Source organism: Photorhabdus namnaonensis, from assembly GCF_001684335.1.
GTDB lineage: Bacteria > Pseudomonadota > Gammaproteobacteria > Enterobacterales > Enterobacteriaceae > Photorhabdus > Photorhabdus namnaonensis.
Map to the genome: position 1 here is coordinate 199348 of NZ_LOIC01000088.1, position 21226 is coordinate 220573.

Consider the following 21226-nt stretch of genomic DNA (forward strand, 5'->3'; position numbering starts at 1 on the left):
CTGCTGACAAACCTCGTTGAAAATAACGAGGTTTGTTTTTTTATGATGGTATAAATTGCACTCATCTCTTCACGGTTTTTCTGGATAGTTTCACCCGGTTTTTAACCCTGTAATTCTCCCAATTTCTGCGCAATCTGCTGTTGAAAATATTCCGCACGAGTTAATAAAACGGCTAGTGTTTTCACATCACAATGTTCACTTTTTTCAATCCGCAGGCAGACGCGTATTCCTTGCTGATATTGCGTCAGCGCAAAAGCGCCTTTCATACGATGGGCGTGATGCACAACTTTCTCATGACATTGCTGGTTTTCCTGTTGTTGCAATTCTGCAATATCTTCCGACATCCCTTGTTGTATGGCACTGAGTAATTGACGTTCTACCGCCACATCTTGTTGAGCTAATGCTTGAATCTCATCGAATTTTAACGTTGCTTTGTCATTGACTTGCCGGTAGTAACGGGTAATTTCTGCCAGCAATTTGCTTTGCACCAGTGGTTTGGTTAATACACCATTCATTCCGGCTTCCAAACAACGAGCCTGTTCGGTAGAAAACGCGTTCGCAGTGCATCCCAGAATAATAAATGGCGGTAGTTGCCGTGATCGTTCATGCTTTCTCAGCACCTGAGCCAGTTCGTAACCGTTCATCACCGGCATCTGGCAATCTGTCAGCACGATATCGAAATAGCCCTCTTCCACCAGATTCATGGCCTGTTCGCCGCTTTCAGCAAGTGCAATACGATGGCCCGATGACGCTAACTGTAATGACAGTACTTGTAAATTGGCAGGTAGATCATCAACTACTAAGATATTCAAAGATTCATTAAGTTCCACCCCAATATTTTCGGCTTTTTCACTTATCGCTTCCTTTTCAATAACACTGCGCGTAAGCGGTAACACCACGGTAACTTGTGCGCCGCCACTGGGCGCACCCGTGATTTTTAAGCTGCCACCCATTAATTCAACTAACTGTACAGAGATAGGTAGTCCCAACCCTGTTCCGGTTTTACCGCCATTATGTTGCGTCACCTGTACATAGGGCAGCAAAACGGCTTCATACATGGTTTCCGGGATGCCGCAACCGGTATCGGCAACCACCAGCGTAATTTCATCTTGGTGACTTTCTGGAATAGGCTGATAGCTAGCGCTGATTTGCACACTGCCCTGTTCGGTAAATTTAATGGCATTGCCCAACAGGTTATTGATGATTTGGGTTACGCGTGTTGCGTCCAGTAGATGATAATGTTCAGGCGGCAAATCAAACTGATAGGTGAAACACAGTTCTTTTTCCTTTGCTCGATGGTTAAACGTTGCCACACAATTTTCCAGAATCGCTTGCAGTGATTCCGGCTTGAGATTCAGCACCATTCGCCCGGATTCTATCTTGGAGAAATCCAGCACATCACCGATGATTCCTTGCAAAGATATTGCTGCCTGCCAGGCGATATGTAATGGCGTGGATGGCTGAGTTTGCTTTTTTACCTCCAGATCAAGAATACCAATAATGGCTTGCAGCGGTGTTCGAATCTCATGGCTCATGTGGGCCAGAAAGTCAGATTTCTCCAGGCTGGCGAGTTCCGCCTTATCACGCTCCTGACGTAGTTCTTGCGCCAGCAATTTACGTTCGGTCACGTCAAACCAACCACCAATGATTCCCTGAACAACGCCTTCGGTATTGCTATAACTTTCGAGCCATAAATAAACGTCTTTGTCCTGTCCCTGAATAACAATGTTGCGATCAGAGAAATGCACCGGTGCCCCTTCCAAGCAGCGTAGAAAGATTAGACTAATCTCTTGCTCATCGACCGGTTTTAAAAAGCATAGAGAAAAAAGACTGCGGCCAATCACCTCAGATCCGACAGCGCCCATTTCATGCCGGAAATAAAGGTTAGCCGCCGTGATGCACATGGTAGGATCGCAGACAAACATTGGCGTAGGCATGTTATTAAAGAGTGTTTCCCAGTACGCCAGCAAATCTTGTAAGTTGCTCTCTGCGGTTTTACGTCGTCTGATTTGATGTGCAAGATAACTGCCCCAAAAGATTGAACTTAACGCAATCACAAGTAACGCCCCTCCCCACAGCTTCACCCAAGGAGAGATTTTATTGTCATCATAAGGCGTGACGTTCGCCATAGATAACCACTTCAACCGCAATACTCGCAGTTCATTTGGAGGCAGTGCGTCAATGCTTTTATTTAATATATCAACCAGTTGAGGATAGGCCGGTATGATGGCGTATTGCTCCGGTTGCAATGAGCCTTTAAAGAACTGAATAGAAATGTTGGTACCGTAGCGGCTTGCTTGTAGGTAATCAGCACTGATCAGGCTATCAAAAGTTGCATCTGCCGCTCCGGCCAGCACCATATCAATACCTTGTGTCACGCTGTCAACTTCCATGATGAAAATCTCTGGATACGGTTTTAATAGTGATAAAAGTGCGTTACCGCGTTGAATCGCCACCCGATGGTGTTTAAGTTGTTCAAACTCATAAGGCGCATTACGCTCATTGCGCGTGATCATCACCCATTCCACAGTACCATAGGGATGACTGAAAGAGAGCCAACGGCTACGTTCTGGCGTGTTGAGCATGGAGGTCATTTGCGCTTCGCCATTTTCTAACAGCTTTTTAATGCCTACTGCGCCATCTGTTGGGATAAAATTAAAGGTGATGCCGCTTTTTTCTCCCAGTAAACGTAAAATGTCCACATCCAGTCCGGTGATCTGGCTGTTTTTATCCAGAAAGGAATAAGGCGGTGCATTGCGATTCAGCGCCACATTGACGACGGGATTTTTTTTAATCCAAGTTTTTTCCTGAGCGGAAAAGATTGCGGCGTCGTTATTGTTGCCTAACGCCAGTCCAGAAATCCAACGTTCGTAAACTTTATTTCTGATGGCATGAGGAATGGATGTCAGAATCAGATTTACCGCTTCAACTATGCCATCACTGTTGTGACCGAGAAAGTCATACCGCTCTCCGAGTGAAATATCCCGGCGGTAAGTCAATCCGGTAAATGGGCGAAAAGCCAGCAAATAGGCAATCTGGCTTTGTCCGTCCAGATAGGCATCCATTTCACCATCCACAACGGCCTGTATCCCCTGTTGCTGATTTTTCGCCACCACGATTCGACGGTAATGTTTACGTAATTGTTTAATGACACCGGGATCACTGCCAGGCGCCGCTATAATATTCATTTTGGCAAATGGCATATTTACTTGTTCTTTGCGCATAATCAGGGCGAGTGGTTGTACCAGAATTGGGTAAGTGTCATTTACTCCATTTCCTGATTGTGATGAGGAGGAATTCGATAACAGTTGGATATCTCCACGTTGCAATGCTTTATAAGCTGATTCCCAACTGTTAAACAGCCGTACTTCCACTGGTCTTTTCAGCACGGTTTCAATCAAGCGCAGATAATCCGCATAGATCCCTTCCAGCTTGCCGTCCCAACGATGGATAACCAATGGAGCGCCGATACAGCAGAGAATGCCGACTTTTAATGTTGGAAAGCGAGGGGGAAGAATTCCATGTTCTTTGACAGGAAAAGGCAGAAATTCCTGTGATTCTTGCGTGATATTTGAATAAAACTCCACTGGTAGTCCATTGGCGGGTAGCTCTTGCGCGTTGCGATATTCAAACAGGTTGAGACTCCAGCCAAATAGCGGTAACAGCAATACCAATAGGGCAATCCATCGCCATTCTTTGCGCCGGTACTTCATGGCTTACAGCCCCAGTCCAATCTGATGCAAATAATTATAAAGCGCTGCTTCACTATCTAATCCGAGCTTTTTCATCGCGCTGATTTTTTGTGCGCTGATGGTCTGCTTAGTTCGGTACAAACGCGCAGCGATATCATTCACACTCAACCCTTGCCCCAACAATTTAATCACTTCCAATTCTTTGCTGGTTAGCGTTTTTACAACCTCTTCGTCCGGCGATTCGAGAAATTGTTCACTTAAATAGGGTTTATCACGCCCGGTTGTACTGTATAACCCTTTGACCAGCTCATGGGATAAGCTGTTTTTGTTCAGAATTGCTTTTACTCTGTAATCAATCAATGAAGCAATGATTTTCCGGTCGCTGATCATGGTGATGACCACAATAGGCAGATTTGGATACTGTTCCCGTATCCGGCTAATCATCCTCAGACCGTCGATCTGGTTATGACCTGGCATAATGAAATCCGTAATCAGCATATCCGCTTCTTTTTCCTCCAGTAGAGAGAAAAGCGTGGCGACATCATGGGCTTCCCCCACAATCTGGTAGTTCTCCGGCAATGTTGCCAGTATTGTGCGTAGTCCTAATAAAAATACCGGATGATCATCGGCAATAATGACTCGTCTGGGCATGAGTTATTTCTCCAGATTATTTACTTTTTATATTTACTATTTCACGTATCGTCCCTTCAATAAAACCGGCATCTTCTCCCACATGGACGATTAAGGCGATAATGACCAGATTAAATTCGCCTTTGCCATCGGCAATTCGAACTTTTAGTGTCTGCGGTATTTGCGAGACGGAATTTTTAAGCTGTTCGATTTTATGTCTATCTTCCTGATGCACCCAAGCCATCAATTGCGACCAGGAGGCAGGCGCTTTTCCGCGCCGCATCCAGGCAGAACCATTATGATGCCAGTACAGATGCCCGTTGGCGCTTAACCGAAAGCAATTAACTTGTTCTTGATCCAGCATGGATCTCATTAACAGAAGACGCGCTTTAATCTGATATAATGTATTGATTATATTAGATAAATAACTACAGTATAACAACGCAGGCAAGGTCAACGCTGTGCTGTACCAAGCCGCTATTTGCACATTTTGTTGGAGATTGGTTGACGGGGATGAGAATGGCCCAAGACCAAAAATGGTGGCACTGACGATCCCTACTGTACACAGGGATAAAAAGCTGCTTAATACCAACAGATTACCGCTTAGTGCTAGCAGCATCGGTAAACTAAAAGAAAACAGCAGTGCGATCCCTTGCCAGTGTATTTTCCCGGTTTCCGGTGGCGGACTGATGAACAAGGCTGTCATGGCAAATAGGGCCACCAGCCATAAACCGTAGATTTTCCAGTTCTCAACTCTATTTTTCTCATAGGTGATACAGGAGATAACAAAGAGTGTAAATGGCAGATAACTCAGCACTGAGCCTACGACAATCGGTAATGAGACCGATATGTCGGTAGGATAACCAAAGAGATGAAGTATCCACTTGGCGATAAATCGCTCAATGATGCCACTTAACGAACAGAGCGCCGTCAGGCTAAGAATCTCCATTGCCCGTTTCGGGGTCCGCATGACACCGTAAAAAAACTGCCAGATCAGCGCTGTTACCACCAGCATCATCACATTGATGATGGAGAAGATCAGCGATACGTTTACCGGTCTTCCATACCACTGACTGGCGGTCAGTGCGATCAAGGCGCCCGTTATTAACCAGACAGGCCAATACCGCGGCGCCCTGGCGCAAAATATGCCTTGTAACAAGCCTGCCGGAAACCACACCAGTGATGACAGACTCCACACATCCCGTACCTGTAGGCTTAACAGTGCCAGCGCGAAATTGACCAAGGTAAAAATAAACCAGAAGATCACTATCTTTTTCATTTTCATCGGGATCTTATTCCGTAACACTGATGTTACATTCGTAAGATAATAATAGCAGAGATAAGTGTTTACTACCTTTAGTTGATAATATTAGATAGTGATAGTTTCTTTTGGTCTGATCGTAACTGTATCTGACCTTCTGTCACATCCATCCAGACATCTTCATTGACTGGCGCATCACCGAGCAACAATTGATCTGATAACAACGGCAGGACGAATTGAGTTAACAGATTATCAATTTCACGGGCGCCGCTTTCCGCAATTCGGCACCCTTCGGCAATGAAATCCACCAGCGTGTCGCTATAGTGCAATTCACTCTGGGTTGATTGACGATAGCGCACGACAATTTTGTTCAGCTTATGGCGCACAATGGCATGCAGAACTTCACCATGTACCGGCAGATAAGGGATAACCTGTAAACGACCTAAAAATGCCGGCGTAAAAATACGTTGCAGCTCTGGCCGGATAATCTCTTGAATATCTTCCAGAGCGGCCGGGCGATTTTCCCCCTGCTCTTTTACTCCGTGCATTGCTGCACGCATCACCAAATCTGATGCCGCATTGGTAGTCAGGATAATAAGCGTATTGCGAAAGTTAATCTGTTGCCCCTCGGCATCTTCCATCATGCCTTTATCGAATACCTGAAAGAACAACTCCAGCACATCGGGGTGAGCTTTCTCCACTTCATCAAGTAGCACTACGCTGTAAGGTTGACGCCGAACCGCTTCCGTCAATACACCACCTTGTCCATAACCGACGTAGCCCGGAGGAGAACCTTTCAGGCCGGAAACCGAATGGGCTTCCTGATATTCCGACATGTTAATCGTGATCAAATGATGCTCACCGCCATACAATTCATGGGCCAGTGCTAAGGCGGTCTCGGTTTTCCCCACACCGGAAGGGCCTGCGAGCATAAATACTCCGGTAGGTTTCACCGGATCGGCCAGTTGTGCTTTAGCGATCCGAATTTGACGCGCTATCTGGCTGAGTGCATGATCTTGCCCCATGACCCGTTGACCGAGGCGGGTTTCTAACTGACGCAACACATCACGCTCATTTTCCACCATCCGGCCAAGGGGAATTCCTGTCCAGCCGGCAACAATGTCCGCTACACAGGCGGCATCAACACAGTCAAAGACATAAGCGTGCTGATGATGGCGTTGATGCAGTTCTGTCCGTAGCACAGGTAACCGTTCGTCGTGTTCTTCACAAGCGAGGATATCATTCACCAACTGACGTTGGGCGTGATATTCCGGTAAAATTTCTGTTAGTGATGCCTGCAATTCAGATTGACGCTGCGCCAATTTCTGTAGCTGAGTTTCATGACCGCCTTCACGTAACAATGCTTCCTGTTCGGCAGCAATGTTTGTCAGCATGGCACGCAGATCCTCAATCGGCGCCGGTTCATCCGTCTGTGAAACTGCAACGCGGGCACAGGCGCTATCTAACAGGCTAACCGATTTATCCGGCAACTGACGTCCGGTGATATAACGGTTAGCTAAGGTAACCGCTTCCGTGACCGCCTCTGCAAGTACTTTGACGCTATGATGTTTTTCCATTGCGGGTGTCATGGCGCGTAACATGGCGATTGCCAGCTCCAACGAAGGCTCTTCGACTTTGATCACTTGGAAACGACGTGCTAACGCCGCGTCTTTTTCGAAGTATTTCTTATATTCAGACCAGGTGGTTGCCGCAATCGCCCGTAATTCACCCCGTGCCAGCGCGGGTTTCAATAGATTAGCCGCATCGTTTTGCCCGGCTTGGCCGCCTGCGCCGATCAACGTATGTGCTTCATCGATAAACAGAATCACCGGCGTGGGATACTTTTTCACCTCATCCAATAATTTTTGCAAACGGCTTTCGAACTCGCCTTTTACGCTAGCACCCGCTTGTAGCAGCCCCAGATCCAGAGTAAACAGTTCAGCTTGTGCCAAAACTTTCGGTACACGCCCCTCAACGATTCGTTGGGCAAGCCCTTCAATCAGCGCAGTTTTGCCGACGCCCGCTTCACCGGTTAACAACGGGTTGTTTTGGCGACGACGTAACAGCACATCAATTAATTGACGGATCTCCCGCTCACGTCCTAAAACCGGATCTAGTTTGCGATCACGCGCGGCCTGTGTCAGGTGATGCGTGTATTGTGCCAGTGCGGATTGAGTATTATCCCCGACAGGTGTCGTAATTTGTCGCGGTTCCGTATGTGCTTGTGTACGCAACCACTGTTCTATTTCCTCGGTGTTACCCTGTAACGCCTGCTGTAGTTCTGAGGTAAGGGAACGGTGCAGTGACGGATTTACGATCAGTGTCACAATCAGCGCCTGAGCGGTAATCTGTGATGTACCCCAGTGAGTACTGGCGTACATCCAAGTCTGTTCCATCCACTCAGTGAGGTTGGCAGCCAGTACCGGAGGACGATGATTACCACTACGTAATAGCGTCAGTAACCGTTGGCAGGCATTGAGCAACGTCATGGCATCAATACCGCCGTGGCGACACACTTGTTCCATCGTCGGAAGCTGTTTTTCAAACAAAGCCAATAGCAGATGTTCAATTTCCACTTCATGATGGGTGCGCCGTACCGCCAGATTCGCGGCTTCATCAAGGCACTGACGCGCTTCTGCCGTTAATTTACTGACGATCTGTTTAAGATAATTACTCACTTTTAGGTTTCCTTAATTCGTTCCAATGGGTGGTGATCTGTGATGGCAAAGTAGAGAGGGTTCCTTTTGCCACTGTCGGTTCACTTAGATTTAATAATTGGCTATCCAGTCGGTTGCGTTGCTCCAACAATGCCGTTTGTTGTTGCTGATGTTGTTGCCACTGCTGATACAGTGTTGAAGCCGCTTTGCTTCCGCTTATTTGATAGCGCACAGTGATGTTATTGATACCCAGTGCACTTAATTCATCGCGTCGCTGTGGAAACGCTTGAGCTGCCAGTGTCAGTTCACCACGGGAAAAAGCGTGCATAAATTGCAACAAACCATCGGGGCCAACGTAACTTTTGCTTAATGTAAAGCGGGGAAAATAGACATCAACTTGTACTTTACCGCATGTGCCGGGGCTCCAATGCAGCGTCATGCTGTCATTGAAATTCATACTTTTAAGCTGCTGTACGCCATCATCACAATTCAACGTCACTGAACTGCCCACCGGCAATACTCTCGCCCCTTGGTTAGCGGTCGCCGGCTGACTGACAATCGTGATCTCCGCCGATGGCTTCTGTTCTTGCTCCGGCTCCTGTTGCGCTGTCGCCAGTTGTTGCTCGCTTTCCAGTAAGGCGAGTTTCTCTTGCAGACGACGACGAATATCCGATGTCGCTGAAAGTAGGTCATTCGGTTGGATTAGGTTATTAATATAGAAAATGAAATCATCGCTAAACGGAAAGAGCACATCTTCCATTTCCTGACGCTTAATCCCTTCGGGGCGAATATCCAGCGCATACTCTGCGGTATCCCGTACAAATGCGTTACTGTATTCATACAAACGCGCATTCAATTCCCGGCCATCAAACAGTTCCTGTCTGCTTAATTTCTCCATTGGCCAAATCACTTTGCTTTCCCATTGGGTTTGCAAGCGACTGGCGGCACTTAAGAAGGCGTAACGCAGTACCAGATGAGCATCACCCTGATAGAGTCGCCATAAGGCTTCATTTACCCCGGCTACCCCGGCATTCTGTTTGCTTTCGGTTTCATGGCGCCATAAGGTGAAGCGGCTGAACAATGCACGCAGGCCGCTATCGTCCAGTTGTTCCCCTTTCTCATTGTTTAATGCATTTTTAACCAACACTTCGGTTTCCATATCACTGAGCAACTCGCGCTGGCTATTTAACTGCACTGCTTGCCGGTAAATGCGATAGCGTGTCAGTACGTTGTCATCCAGCCGTACAGAGATCTGCGGTGAAATACCAAACCACGACATGATGCGCTGGCGTAAAGAGAGGTTTCCTAACGAGACCCGTTGCATCACGTTACTTTTTTGCACGTAACCATGCAGTTGCCATAAACGATGTTGTGTCTGTAACCAAGGTTGCTGCTCCGCCGATTCTACCGTGGATAAATCACGTTCTAGTTGTGTCAGAAAGGTGATATAGGGACTGTTGTATTGACCCGTTGCTAATATCAGCGTTTGCCAGTTTTTCTTGCCTCGTACTAACGTTTCTCCTTGAGGCATAGCTTGGGCGAATGCTAACCACTCTGATTGGCGCTGGTTTTGATACTGTTGATAAAACGAGCGCTGTAACGGAGCAAAGAATTCCGATCTGTTAAGAGCTTGCGCCAGTTCGCCCAAGGTTGCCTGAATATCTTGCTCACCGGCTTGGGTATAAACACCACGGATACGAGCGTTAATTGTGGCGGTATCCTCGCTGGTCAACGGCCAGAAATCAGCCAGCGTCAGTGAGTGCGTTCCTGCCGGTTGTTCATTGGCTAACAGCCACTGCCAATTACCGCCATCTGCCAGTAGTGCCTGTAATGTGTCCTGCCATTGTTCAAATTCTTGTTGTGCGTTGTCTTGGCGATATTGCGCCAGACGGAGTGCCACGCGCTGCTCTGCGGATAACGGATCGTTTTCACCACTTAATAGAGAGGCTGAATAAGCGGGCATATGCTGTAAAGTTTCCAGCGTAGCGCCATGTGCCATTGCTTGTTCAATATTGATAAAACGAGCCCAATGTAAAGCCAACAGTTGTTTTTGTGGTGCTTCCGCGTGACGGAAACGTGTTAGCAAGTGTGTCGCTATCGATGCCGGGTTGAATGCATTAACAGGGGCTTGTTGTTGATACTGCCGCGCCATCCGTTGTTCCATCGTATGGGTGACCGGATAGAAAAGCAGAGATGGCAAGGTTTCCTGCAACCAGTACTCAACTTTTTGATAACGCAAATAACTCCGTTCAAGCGGGTTTGCCTCATGAATACTCTCAAGCTGCGTAACACCGCGCCAGGTAGTGATCAATGCGTTGCCTGCGCCGCACACCAGCATCAAAATCAGTAGGCTAACGAATACGCGTTTGGTCAATGTCCGCCACCCTGTCAGCAATACGCTATCACTACGTTGATCTTGACTATGTTGAACTTGGGCTGGCAGATATTCTCCCAACAATCGGTGGCTGAAAATGCCCGTGGTTTGATGCTCCGCGGTAAAAAACATGCCACGCAACAGGCCATGCTCCAGATAATGGTCTTGGTCGAACAAGGCGTTCAGGTAGCAACCTAGCGCTGGTTGCAGTTGAGCGACGGTTTCTGGTAACGCTAAGACTGCTGCGTTGGGTTGCTGACGTTGCTGATTGAGCAACTTAAGACGCATCATTTTCAACGTATTAACAATGGTGCTCATACTCTTATCCAGCACGTCGGCGACGTTACCCACCGTGTGACGCTCAATAAAATCGCCTAGCAATTCAGCACGTTGTTCTACTGACAGTTGGGCGCGCCAATGGTCAAACCCCGGCAATGTTTCACTGTGGGTAAGGATCAACCAGATTGGCAAGCGACGTTCCAGACGTATCTGTAATGGCTCCAACTGCGCTCGTACCTGACGTGCGGCGATATAGAGCGCTCTATTGTCGCTGTTTAGCAACTGTTCCACTGACAAGCAAACGAGTACACCAGCCGGTTTACGTCCCTGCGCTATCCAGCGTATCAGACGTAACCAGGCTTGCCGGTACAGGGATTGACCTTCGGTATAACGGCCGGAAACGACCATGTACATTGCCTGACGGAAGAACCACCAGCGACAGGTAAAGGTCTTTTCCGTCAGCGACGGTAGATTTTTCCCCGTCATGGGCGCTACATTGCAGCGTGTTAACAGTTTCTGTTTGCCATTGCCCCGTTCTCCCACCACCAGAAACCACGGTGGAACAGGGCCGTTACGGTGTAATAGTGAACGGAATCGACGCCAACTTTGTAAATATCCTCCCTGCCGCCAATTCTGGTATAGTAAATATTCCAGACGGTTATCTCCTTTCCGCCAGAATTTATTTATCCAGCGCAGTTTATTCATTATTTGCGGCATGAATGCAATTGACACACGCAGCAGTAATAACAACATGAATAGGCAAAGAAATAGTAACAAGCCGCCTATTGTCGGCCATGAAAATACCACAGCGATAGTTAAACTAAGTAATAAAAGGATAACCATCACGCTAAACCAGCCAATGGCATAAAATAATTTTTTCATGTTTAGTTTCCGAGTTTACCGGCCAATAGTTAATAAATAGACGATAATGAAAATATAAATTAATGTAATAGATGACATGAATAATATTAATTTTCTGCGCCACTTATTATTGGAGTGCTTATTTTTAAACTTATTATCGAATCTATTCATTAATCGGTGATTTTCTAAAGAGAGATAACCACGCAAAGTATCAGGAAGATTATCTAATTCTTGCTGGATAATATTGTGTAATTCCAAATTATCACGTTTGCCATAACGGCCATAAAATCCAGCAAACAGACAAAAAACATAGACCAATCGAACCTGATAATTATCCGCTACTAACGCGCCAAGGCGATCAAAAAACGTATTTCCACCCAATTCGGCATCATAAAGCTCTGCTTGTAGCGATGATTGGCGCCAAACGCTCAATGCTTCCTGACCTGCACACAGAATGGCTTCGTCTGCCCAAACCACCACGGCGAAATTTGCCTCTTCGATATCTTGCGCCCCATAACCCTGCAAACGCGCCCTATTCTGCGCTTGAGTCAACTCAGCTAATAAAGTTTGCCGCAGTGTTTCCGCTTGATTCACCTGCTGCTGAATCATGCGCAATACGCAGGTGAATACAGGAATATAACAATCCAACAACTGCATCATGATGCTCTCACTATAACGATTTCTATTTGTAAATCGTCCGGCGCGTCGGCCCAGTGCACCGCCACACGTTGACTATCTTCTACCTGCCGCCATAACGCGCCACGGTTTTCTACTCGGAAATAGCGAGTATTTGTCCGGTTGGGTAAACCATGTGGCGCAACTTCCTGGTAGTACAGACGCACGCCGGGTAAAGCACGGTTAATAATGTTGTCGATCTGTTCCGCCGCTGCCAGTTTAATCAGGCGATCGTCAGGAATTTCACGCTCACGCTGGCTAAAGCTGTCAGAACGCAGCACCAAATAGAGCCGTTGTTGTTCATTATTGATGCCAGCCCCATTGAAGGCGGCATGATAATACCCGTGGCTTTTTTGTTGCAGAGGGATCACGGTGTTTGGTTCCAGCACCAGTGCATTAAGCAAATCGGCAATTGTCCGTTCACAACTCTCAAAAGTCAGCGCCAGATCCAAGTGCTGATATTTCTCCAGCACCTCTTCTTGCCCGTTCCACTCGCCTAAAAAGGAGCAGCGGTCGGTAAAACAGGAAAGCTCGCTGATCAGTTGACGCAATAACCCAAAAATCTGTAAGGGATGAACATCTCTCGCTTCCTGAAAATGGTGCAATTGCACGACATAACGCGCCAGAGTCCGTAGTGTCAGCAATAGTGTGCTTTTTTCTTGGGTATAAATTTCCCCTTCCAGCGTTTGCGGGCGTTTCAGTTCTTCCAATTGATGGACTCGCCCGGTTAACTCCTGACACAGTTGATCAATGCGTTGGCCCAGTTGTGGCACAGCATAGAGCGTTAAACATGGCGGTAGATAACGGTTATCCAGCGCAATACCGTCACTGGTGCAGTGCAGTTGGCCCACCGGTAATAATGTATAACCCGTTGCCTGAGCAATCTCATCGTGCAAGAAAAAACGTAAGTTATAGGTCAGTTGTTGCACTTCCGCCTCCGGCCCCTCGCCAAAGGCATCCCGCATACGCTGTTCTTGCGGCCATGTTACCCAGCGGTTGGTGATATTACCGACACTGTTGGCATCCGTGATACCGGTGACGTTACTCTGATTGTGGCTGAACATACGCAAGCCAACATAAATGCGCTGCGGTTTGTCTCGTACTAACCAGCAATCCCGCAATGATCGGGCACTGAGCACGCCATTGACATCGCAATCCACGTAGCAACCGTCGGGAAAAATGAACGCGGCGTGATGAACACTCAGCACTTCATCGCTTAGTGCGGCCAGATTGAATGCGAGTTTTACCACACCAAAAGCATAAGGTTGTGTCAGTAACTGATAGCGCCCTTGCCAGTATTGTTGTTGCAATTCATGGGCCTGAAAGTGTTGCGGCTGTAAATACAAGCCTGAATACCAATACATCGGTTTATGTTCAAACATGGGTTACTTCCTCAACACACTTTCGTCACTGCCGGATTCTGCCGTTTGTCCGGGGAAAATGACCTCATCTCCCGTGTTACCTGCGGAGAAATCACTGCGGGTAATGGCGTAACGTCCGAGTGTCAGATTAATGTGCACGGGAACAAATTCAGCGCTCCAGGAACTATTCCACCAACCGTGTTGCTCAAGGCGCAGCGGCAGTGATAATACTCGCGTATGTGTACTATCTGGTGCCGGGTAGTAACCGGCAATTAATGCGATATAACGCGCCTGTTCCGCTCTATCGATATGTAAAGATACGGATTGTCCCGGTATCATCACGTAATTATCCAACTGTAATATTTGCTCTGTTGCACCGGAGCCGGCAAATAAATTGCGTAATAACACCGGATTAGCCAGTAGTTTATCTAATTGTTCACGTTTCTCCGCTTGAACAATTAATATTGTGCAACTGTTCGGCGTATTATTAAAAACATTCAGTTGCGGAACCGCGGTTATTTTTAACCGAATGGCATTGCTGGCATAAACCGGTTTGGCTTGTTCAAGTGCTTGCAAGCGCTCTTCATCGTTGGAAATAGAATGACTGCAACCACTTATTAAAAGAATTACTGTCAATATTAAAAAACGGCGTTTAAGGACGCTATAAAAATTTATGTTATTCATTTGGCTCTCTGTTTATTTATGATCCTTTCATCACGCGCATAATTTCCTGTAGCGCGGAAGAGTTTTCTGACATCATTTCTTCCAGCCATTCGGCCATACCCATATTTGCCCAACGCGCTGCGCGTTCAATTAAATAGGGCACCGGACTGGTAGGTTCATTTTGACGAAAGTAATTGGCGATATTGATCATTTGTCCTATGGCGATAGTGCGCATTTCATGGTGCGCCCGATCTTCGGTTAAAAAAGTCGTATTCATGCCGTTTGGCGCATCTCCCCCTGCCGCTACTGCTTCATGACTATTGCTGGATTCCTGGCTTGAGCCCGGCGCTGCCATTTCACGAAATCGTTCGATTAAGGCCATCAGATCTTGCAATCGCTGGGTACTGGCGCTCATGCTGTTACCGGCATCTGGCAACAGGCTCGCCATGATCTGTTGCAGTTCAGCCAACGTCTTACTAACCAGTCCAGTTTGCATCAGTAATTGGTTAAATCGTTCAACTGGCGTAGTGCGAATACTGCCGTCACATTCAGCGATACCGAAATAACCATCACTGATCAAGGCATTGCGTAATTCGCTACTAACGGCGGCCCGTTGTTCAAAATATTGCACTCGTTGCCAGATGCTGAGGCTCAGTTTGCCATCATCGGTCAGTGTCAGATTGTCCAATTGTTTCCCCAATTGCTTATCCAACCAGCTCAACCGACCGAGACGGGCATCTGCACTGTTTGCCTCTTTATCATCTAACAACGGATAAAGTACCGGCCAAAAAGTTTCCAGTAGACGAGAAAGTAATGCGATTCCGCCACTAATCCCTTCCAGACCATACAGTTCCCCTTGTGCTTGGGTTAACCAGCAGGCTATCTGCAAGTCTTTACTCTGTTTTTCCAGTACTTCCTGGCACAACGCTGAAACCTTCATCCAATCAGCCTGACGGGTTTCATAACCCCATGCGTCGTCCTGGAGAAAATCGTCGTCAGTTTCCCGCGCGGCGTTTATTTGCTCAAAAATAGGTTCGTATTCGATATCGCATCCCGCGGGTTTGTCAGCCGTAATGGGCTGTAAAAAACGCGCGATATCTGTCCGGGCTAAGTTCACAGTGACTTCCATTTCAAGCAATAATCACTAATGGGTAACCGGTAGTAATTGTGCCGCCATGTGCACACAGATCGCCGAGTCTGGCCGCAGGCCGTCCGCCAATCAATACCGTTGGACTGCCCATGACCACTGTGTCCGGCGGCCCGACGCACACCAACATTGAACCCATTGTCGCCGCGGGTAATCCACCAATCAGCACTGTCGGTACACCTGGCGGCATAATCGGTCCGCCTACATGTGGCACCGGCGGTACCGCCGGTGAAACCATTGGACAAATATGCATATCACCCACACGGGCGGCTGGCATTGGCATCATTGCTCTCCTGATAACGTAGTTTCATGGTACAAATAGTTTTTGCGTCCCTGATCTTGTGATGGGGATAATTGCCTCAGTTGTCCGTGCGCTAGTTGAAAAAATTGCTCAACGTACTGAGTTTGTTGTTCCGGCTGTTCACTATAAAGGTGCAATATCAGGCACAACGTATCGGCTAATACCGTCGGTGACTGCCACGATTGTGGATAGACCGCTTCCAGATCCGGCGTGGTCATGCTGCCTTCACTCCAAAAAATGGAAAGCGCCAGACATGAGATTGGGTTATCGAACCCGACTGTTTGCGCCTGTTCGAACAGTTCATGACGCAAAGGATCGCCACCATCTATCCGCCAACGCCGCACCTGTTGCAATAACGACCGATGTCCTTGCATCAGATCGCGTTCGTAAACGCAGGAGATAAACGTCAGTACCAGTTCAAGGGCTTGAGTGTAAGGCAACATAAAAATGGTGTAGTACACCGCGTCTTGCCACAACATTTCCTTATTGAGCGCCGATAGATTCTGTTCATGTGCCGCGTGTTGTTGTAGTGCCAATTCCGCTTGTGGCGAAAGTCGGCAGTGTCGTAATTTAACCATGACTGCAAACTCTTATTATTCGTTGATCTTGCCATTAACCAATCTTGGTCAGAGCGCCTTTCACCATAGCAATGCCGGTCGCATCCACCTGAACAATGCCGCCTTTTAATTGCGCCATCGCACTACCTTCTACTTTTACTGTGGTGCCGGTTAGCTCTGCCATGCCGCCGCTTTTCAACGCCAGTTTTCCTGATCCTTCTACTGTGACGGACGGCGCTTTGATGGTAATCCCAGATGGGGTAATCGATAATTTGCTGGCGCCGACTTTCAGTTCAATGCCCTGATTTGCCGTAATTGTGCATTGTTGACCTACATTGATTTTGGCGTTACCTCTGGATACTTCCAGCTCATAATTACCCGCGCTCAAAGTTAACGTGTCATTGCCCTTTTTAATTTGGGTATCGCGTTTTTCTTGGATTTCCCATAACACGTTGCGATCGATCTGCGCTGAAAAGTCATTTTTCGCTTTCAGGCGCATATCTTTTTGTGAGTGAAGCAAAATAAACTCTTGACCTTTCTTATCTTCGAAACAAAACTGATGTCCTTGCTCCACTGTGCCTTTTGCACTACTGCGCGTAGCAATACCACTTTGGGTTTTCTGTCCCGGTAGCGCGAATGGCGGCATTTTTACCCCGTTATAAACCGTTCCGGTCACCAGCGGGCTATCCGGGTCGCCATCAATAAAACTCACCAATACTTCGCTGCCCACACGTGGTACAAATTGCGCGCCAAACTTTGCGCCATTCCAGAACTGACTGACGCGTATCCAGCAGGAGCTGTCATCATCTTTTTTATGTTCTTTATCCCAGTGAAACTGGATTTTGATGCGCCCTTGTTGATCAGTGTGGATCTCTTCTGACTTCGGCCCCACCACCAGCGCGGACAATACGCCGGAAATGTAGGGCCGCGTAACAGAAGAACGCGGGCGAAATGCTTTATTCGCTGGGAATAAGGTCACTTGAGACGAAAACAGTAATTCGCCTTCCTCCAGGTTGTTCTCCGCTTTTAATCGCTGGTGGCCCACGGCATAACGGCCATCGGCACTGGTGTGACCTTTCAGGGTGAACTGATGCCCCACTTGCAAACCGGGATAACTGTTAACGGCACGTGCATAATAAGACTGTGATTCCCATTGTTCCATGCACAGCGTTGCCTGTGCTTCCAGTTGATTACGCTCCTCCTGACGTCGATCATCATAGATAGAAAGTTTGGGATTGGTGGAATAGCCGCTGTTCGCTTTGGCGCTGGCACTGATTGCCGCCGCACTTTTAACGTTATAGCCATTCATTTCCGCCGTACCTGGAATCATTGTGCGATGAATATGCCAGGCGCGCAGTCCATAGCCCTGTTGATCACCTATCTTCGATTGATATGGCAATACCGCTAAGGGCGCGTTAATAAACGTTGAAGGGTGATCCGCCAATACCAGTACGTGACGCCCCTCTTCATGACGAAAGAAATAGAAAATTCCCGCTTGTTCCAGTTGGCGCGTCACAAAGTCAAAATCTGATTCCTTGTATTGCATACAATATTCAAGTTTCGGATAACGGCTTTTTAACGCCACTTCAACGTCGTTAAACCCACGTTTACGGAAGATATCGCATACCATATCCGGCACGCTGACGCGCTGATAGACGCGCAAATTATGGGTTAATGTCAGCATTTTTAGCCAGGGTTCAATACGCGCCTGATAACAAAACTGGCCGTCGCTGAAACCTTGTTGCCGCAATTCAGTCAATATGCCGTGCACAATGCGATGATTCGGCGCTTCACCAAGACGAAATGCCAAAGGCTTACCGATATGAGACTCCAGCTTATCCCAGTCTGCGTTGGAATAGAGTTGAGCAGAAAATGAATAAGGCTGCGACAGGCGCTCTTCCCCCTCTATTTTGCTCAGTGCCACAATGTCTGACAGGCTACCGATAACCTGTAGAAAACGATTCTTTTGCCCTAACAGCATATTTTTATTACCTGCGTTTTTTGTTTAACTTGCGTAAGGACCGGTACATTCAGCCAAATAGATACGCTGAATATTGTTCTCGCCGGTATTGCCCAAACAGCCATCCCATCCCAATTGGCGGCTGCCATTTAATACATTGCCTTGCCCACTGTGCTGTACCAACAATTCCAGTGAAAAGGAGAGCAGCGGCCCGGCGAATTGCCACACCCATTGTGTCAATTTGCGATATTGTTCATTTCCCGGCATAAAGGCGGCGCGCTGCCGAGCGGCAAACGGTCCTAACTGAACATGAAATCCTGATTGAATATCCCAATAAGCATGTCCCAACATCGGGTTATCGCCTAACAAACTACGACCTAAACAGCAACAATGCGCCTGTTCGGCATATTGCCAGCGCCCTTTAAAGGGCTGGATGTTGACCGCCATACCTAATTCTCGTTGCAATAGGTGTTGTAAATTCACCATTGAGCGGACCGGTGTTGCTAATAATCCGACACAGGCGGGATGAGAACGTTGTGTGGTGTCCGCCATCAACTGGCCGGCAACCGCTGGAATAACTGCCGGTAAAGCTCGATGAGTTTGCAACTCTGAATTGATATATAACCGGTATTTCTGCCATGCCTGAAAACGCAGGCTAAGCAGACGATGAGTAAAAATATCAATAAACGCTTGAGCTGATTCGTCGCCGTAGCGGTAACGTCTGTCAATCAGCCATTCGGTATAGCGCAACGGTAATGCACCAAGGGTTCCTAATAGGCCAAAGTGATGTACCGCCATGCGATATTGCTCGTACCCCTCTTGCGGTGGCAATAGAGACTCGACTTCCCTTTCCGGCGCATCCAATGTGAGTACAGAGCTAAATTGCACTACATCATCAGGGGTGATTGCTGTTTCTTCACGTTGGCGACAACGTTTAAGCAGACGACGTACATTTTGATAAAAGCGGCCGCCGACTAAACGCATCTTATTTTCTAAAGCCATGTCAGTCTCCCACTGCGACGCGGCCAACGACGGGTACTGTTATTAACTGTCTCGAGCTGCGTTACGGTCTGCGTGAAGCTGTTAATCGGCGCATACATCGCGATAAAACGTTCCAACAGGCTGCAAAATAGATAAAAATCAACAAATTCCTCCGCTTGTGGCTGAAATGTCAATGTCACCTCCAGTCCACGCGCCAGGGAATGGGGATCGGCGGGATTCAAGCGTGCACTCACCGGCGCAATAGCAACTTGCTGTAATTGAGCAATCAACCGCGATATGGCTGGATCACCAAGCAAGTTGTAGAGTTCTAGCGTCTCTTTTAAGCACTGAACACCCTGCGGACCACTCAGTAGCATTTGGTTCAAATTGAGTTGCGATATTAACCGCCAGTTCAATGCACTATTGGATTGTGGACGCACCGGCAAGCGAGGACGAATCAGGCCCAGAATTTTTACGCCCGGTAGTGCGCTTTCTGATTCGAAATCGCCATCAGGATGACCGTTGCTCAACTGCCGCGGTATATCACGGTTAGTACAGATCAGACTCAGGATCACCACATCGGTTTCGGGTTTTAGATGTTCGCCGCCGCTATCAGAAAAACCGATAAACATATTCATCCCCAGATCGTTATGCCTCAGTGAAGGGCGCGGCGTAGCCTGCCAAAACAACGGTGACTGTTCATCAGACTGTGTATGTTCAATACCAAATAACGACGGTACCGGCTTGGAACTTAATTGTTCCTGCTGACGGCTGACAATCTCGACCTGATCGATAGTATAAACTTCCATACTTTGTGGGCGACGCGCATCCGGTTGAACCAGATATTCGTGCTCTGTTTCCAATGGAATAATCGGTTCCGCCTGATGAGGAAACAGGTTGATTATCGGCACACAATTTAGCCGGAAAGTTTCGTTGCTGACTTTATCACTCATACGTTCCATTCGACGTAATGCGACACAATCCTTAAGCCGGAAACGGTATTGCAGCTCACCTAATGAACTGGTAATCACACCGGCGTCCGGTAGCGGAATATCCAGGAATAAGAATTTTTCCGGGAAACTGAAATAATCACGAAACAGGTGATGAACCGGGTTTATCAAGGAATCATCGGCGCATAAGTTATCTTGCGGATCGAAGCCCACTACCTGAACATCTTGGTTATTCAGGTTGAATGTACGCTCACCCAATCGACATTCTAGTTGTTTAACTTGCGCCGACAATAATTCATACAAACTATGGGTCAGCACTGGTGCGCCATGTAAATACAACCGGATATGTCGCGCCTGAAAGCTGGCGCCCGGCCACAGGGTAAAATTTAGCGTTAAGATAAAGTCCCGATCATAAGGGTCTGGTATTAGTTCTGCATGTGTTAAATCTAATGGCAACATCTCCAGCGGATATACCGTGCGGAAACGACAGGCTACATCACCTACCGGTTGAGAAATCAACGGGGTATGCCGCGCTACCGTCATCATTCCGGTCACGCCGGATGTCAATGGGTTCTGTTGGAACTGTACCAGCGATACCGACGGTACCTGACGTAGAAACTGTGGCGCCAGTACCTCCAACATAGCGTTACTCAGCTCCGGCATATCTTCATCAATCCGCTGGTGGATTTTTGCTGTCAGAAACGCGAAAGATTCCACCAAACGTTCTACATGCGGATCTTCTGAAACGCCTTCTGCGAACCCAAGACGTTTGGCAATTTTAGGAAAACGCTGAGAGAAAGCGGCGCCATATTGTCTTAAATAGCTCAATTCCCGGTTGTAATAAGTCAGTATTTTTTGTGGTAATAACATCATTTTG

The 21226-nt window shown here is 47.6% G+C and carries 14 protein-coding genes; all 14 read right to left on the reverse strand.

Annotation, left to right across the window (positions count from 1 at the left end; translation table 11 throughout):
* Positions 1–101 precede the first annotated feature (101 nt).
* A complete protein-coding gene (locus Phpb_RS20020) occupies positions 102–3713 on the reverse strand; it encodes a transporter substrate-binding domain-containing protein (protein ID WP_065391895.1) in 3612 nt (1203 codons plus the stop codon).
* A gap of 3 nt (positions 3714–3716) precedes the next feature.
* The gene (locus tag Phpb_RS20025) at positions 3717–4343 is read right to left on the reverse strand and encodes a response regulator (protein ID WP_065391896.1); all 627 of its coding nucleotides are present in this window, start codon (positions 4341–4343) and stop codon (positions 3717–3719) included.
* Between the two features lie 16 nt (positions 4344–4359).
* The gene (locus Phpb_RS20030) at positions 4360–5607 is read right to left on the reverse strand and encodes a diguanylate cyclase family protein (RefSeq protein WP_240492625.1); all 1248 of its coding nucleotides are present in this window, start codon (positions 5605–5607) and stop codon (positions 4360–4362) included.
* A gap of 71 nt (positions 5608–5678) precedes the next feature.
* The gene (gene tssH / locus Phpb_RS20035) at positions 5679–8261 is read right to left on the reverse strand and encodes a type VI secretion system ATPase TssH (protein WP_065391898.1); all 2583 of its coding nucleotides are present in this window, start codon (positions 8259–8261) and stop codon (positions 5679–5681) included.
* A complete protein-coding gene (locus Phpb_RS20040; protein ID WP_065391899.1) occupies positions 8254–11775 on the reverse strand; it encodes a type VI secretion protein IcmF/TssM N-terminal domain-containing protein in 3522 nt (1173 codons plus the stop codon). Before Phpb_RS20040 ends, tssH begins: the two co-directional genes overlap by 8 nt.
* A gap of 15 nt (positions 11776–11790) precedes the next feature.
* Positions 11791–12414 carry a DotU family type IV/VI secretion system protein gene (locus tag Phpb_RS20045; RefSeq protein WP_240492626.1) on the reverse strand — a complete coding sequence of 208 codons (624 nt, stop codon included), beginning with the start codon at positions 12412–12414 and terminating at the stop codon, positions 11791–11793.
* Positions 12411–13811, reverse strand: coding sequence for a type VI secretion system baseplate subunit TssK (gene tssK, locus Phpb_RS20050; protein ID WP_065391900.1), 1401 nt, complete (start codon positions 13809–13811; stop codon positions 12411–12413). The genes Phpb_RS20045 and tssK overlap by 4 nt, the downstream gene beginning before the upstream one ends.
* 3 nt (positions 13812–13814) lie before the next feature.
* The gene (locus Phpb_RS20055; protein ID WP_065391901.1) at positions 13815–14474 is read right to left on the reverse strand and encodes a type VI secretion lipoprotein TssJ; all 660 of its coding nucleotides are present in this window, start codon (positions 14472–14474) and stop codon (positions 13815–13817) included.
* Between the two features lie 16 nt (positions 14475–14490).
* Positions 14491–15570 (reverse strand): type VI secretion system protein TssA, encoded by a 1080-nt coding sequence (tssA, locus tag Phpb_RS20060; RefSeq protein ID WP_065391902.1) that lies wholly within the window; start codon positions 15568–15570, stop codon positions 14491–14493.
* A gap of 13 nt (positions 15571–15583) precedes the next feature.
* The gene (locus Phpb_RS20065; RefSeq protein WP_173362525.1) at positions 15584–15883 is read right to left on the reverse strand and encodes a PAAR domain-containing protein; all 300 of its coding nucleotides are present in this window, start codon (positions 15881–15883) and stop codon (positions 15584–15586) included.
* Positions 15883–16479: a DUF6931 family protein gene (locus Phpb_RS20070; RefSeq protein WP_065391903.1), complete on the reverse strand. Its 597-nt coding sequence runs from the start codon at positions 16477–16479 to the stop codon at positions 15883–15885. The genes Phpb_RS20065 and Phpb_RS20070 overlap by 1 nt, the downstream gene beginning before the upstream one ends.
* A gap of 34 nt (positions 16480–16513) precedes the next feature.
* Positions 16514–18439, reverse strand: coding sequence for a type VI secretion system Vgr family protein (locus tag Phpb_RS20075; protein WP_065391904.1), 1926 nt, complete (start codon positions 18437–18439; stop codon positions 16514–16516).
* Positions 18440–18463: 24 nt separating this feature from the next.
* The gene (gene tssG, locus Phpb_RS20080) at positions 18464–19420 is read right to left on the reverse strand and encodes a type VI secretion system baseplate subunit TssG (RefSeq protein WP_065391905.1); all 957 of its coding nucleotides are present in this window, start codon (positions 19418–19420) and stop codon (positions 18464–18466) included.
* Entirely contained in the window at positions 19411–21222 is a 1812-nt protein-coding gene (gene tssF, locus Phpb_RS20085; RefSeq protein ID WP_065391906.1) for a type VI secretion system baseplate subunit TssF, read from the reverse strand. The genes tssG and tssF overlap by 10 nt, the downstream gene beginning before the upstream one ends.
* Positions 21223–21226: the final 4 nt, after the last annotated feature.

Excerpts from the sequence above, each read along its gene's own strand:
- Phpb_RS20020 (WP_065391895.1), bottom strand. The coding sequence starts at position 3,713 with ATGAAGTACCGGCGCAAAGAATGGCGATGGATTGCCCTATTGGTATTG.
- Phpb_RS20025 (WP_065391896.1), bottom strand. The coding sequence starts at position 4,343 with ATGCCCAGACGAGTCATTATTGCCGATGATCATCCGGTATTTTTATTA.
- Phpb_RS20030 (WP_240492625.1), bottom strand. The coding sequence starts at position 5,607 with ATGAAAATGAAAAAGATAGTGATCTTCTGGTTTATTTTTACCTTGGTC.
- Phpb_RS20040 (WP_065391899.1), bottom strand. The coding sequence starts at position 11,775 with ATGAAAAAATTATTTTATGCCATTGGCTGGTTTAGCGTGATGGTTATC.
- Phpb_RS20045 (WP_240492626.1), bottom strand. The coding sequence starts at position 12,414 with ATGATGCAGTTGTTGGATTGTTATATTCCTGTATTCACCTGCGTATTG.
- tssK (WP_065391900.1), bottom strand. The coding sequence starts at position 13,811 with ATGTTTGAACATAAACCGATGTATTGGTATTCAGGCTTGTATTTACAG.
- Phpb_RS20055 (WP_065391901.1), bottom strand. The coding sequence starts at position 14,474 with ATGAATAACATAAATTTTTATAGCGTCCTTAAACGCCGTTTTTTAATA.
- Phpb_RS20065 (WP_173362525.1), bottom strand. The coding sequence starts at position 15,883 with ATGCCAATGCCAGCCGCCCGTGTGGGTGATATGCATATTTGTCCAATG.
- Phpb_RS20070 (WP_065391903.1), bottom strand. The coding sequence starts at position 16,479 with ATGGTTAAATTACGACACTGCCGACTTTCGCCACAAGCGGAATTGGCA.
- Phpb_RS20075 (WP_065391904.1), bottom strand. The coding sequence starts at position 18,439 with ATGCTGTTAGGGCAAAAGAATCGTTTTCTACAGGTTATCGGTAGCCTG.
- tssG (WP_065391905.1), bottom strand. The coding sequence starts at position 19,420 with ATGGCTTTAGAAAATAAGATGCGTTTAGTCGGCGGCCGCTTTTATCAA.
- tssF (WP_065391906.1), bottom strand. The coding sequence starts at position 21,222 with ATGATGTTATTACCACAAAAAATACTGACTTATTACAACCGGGAATTG.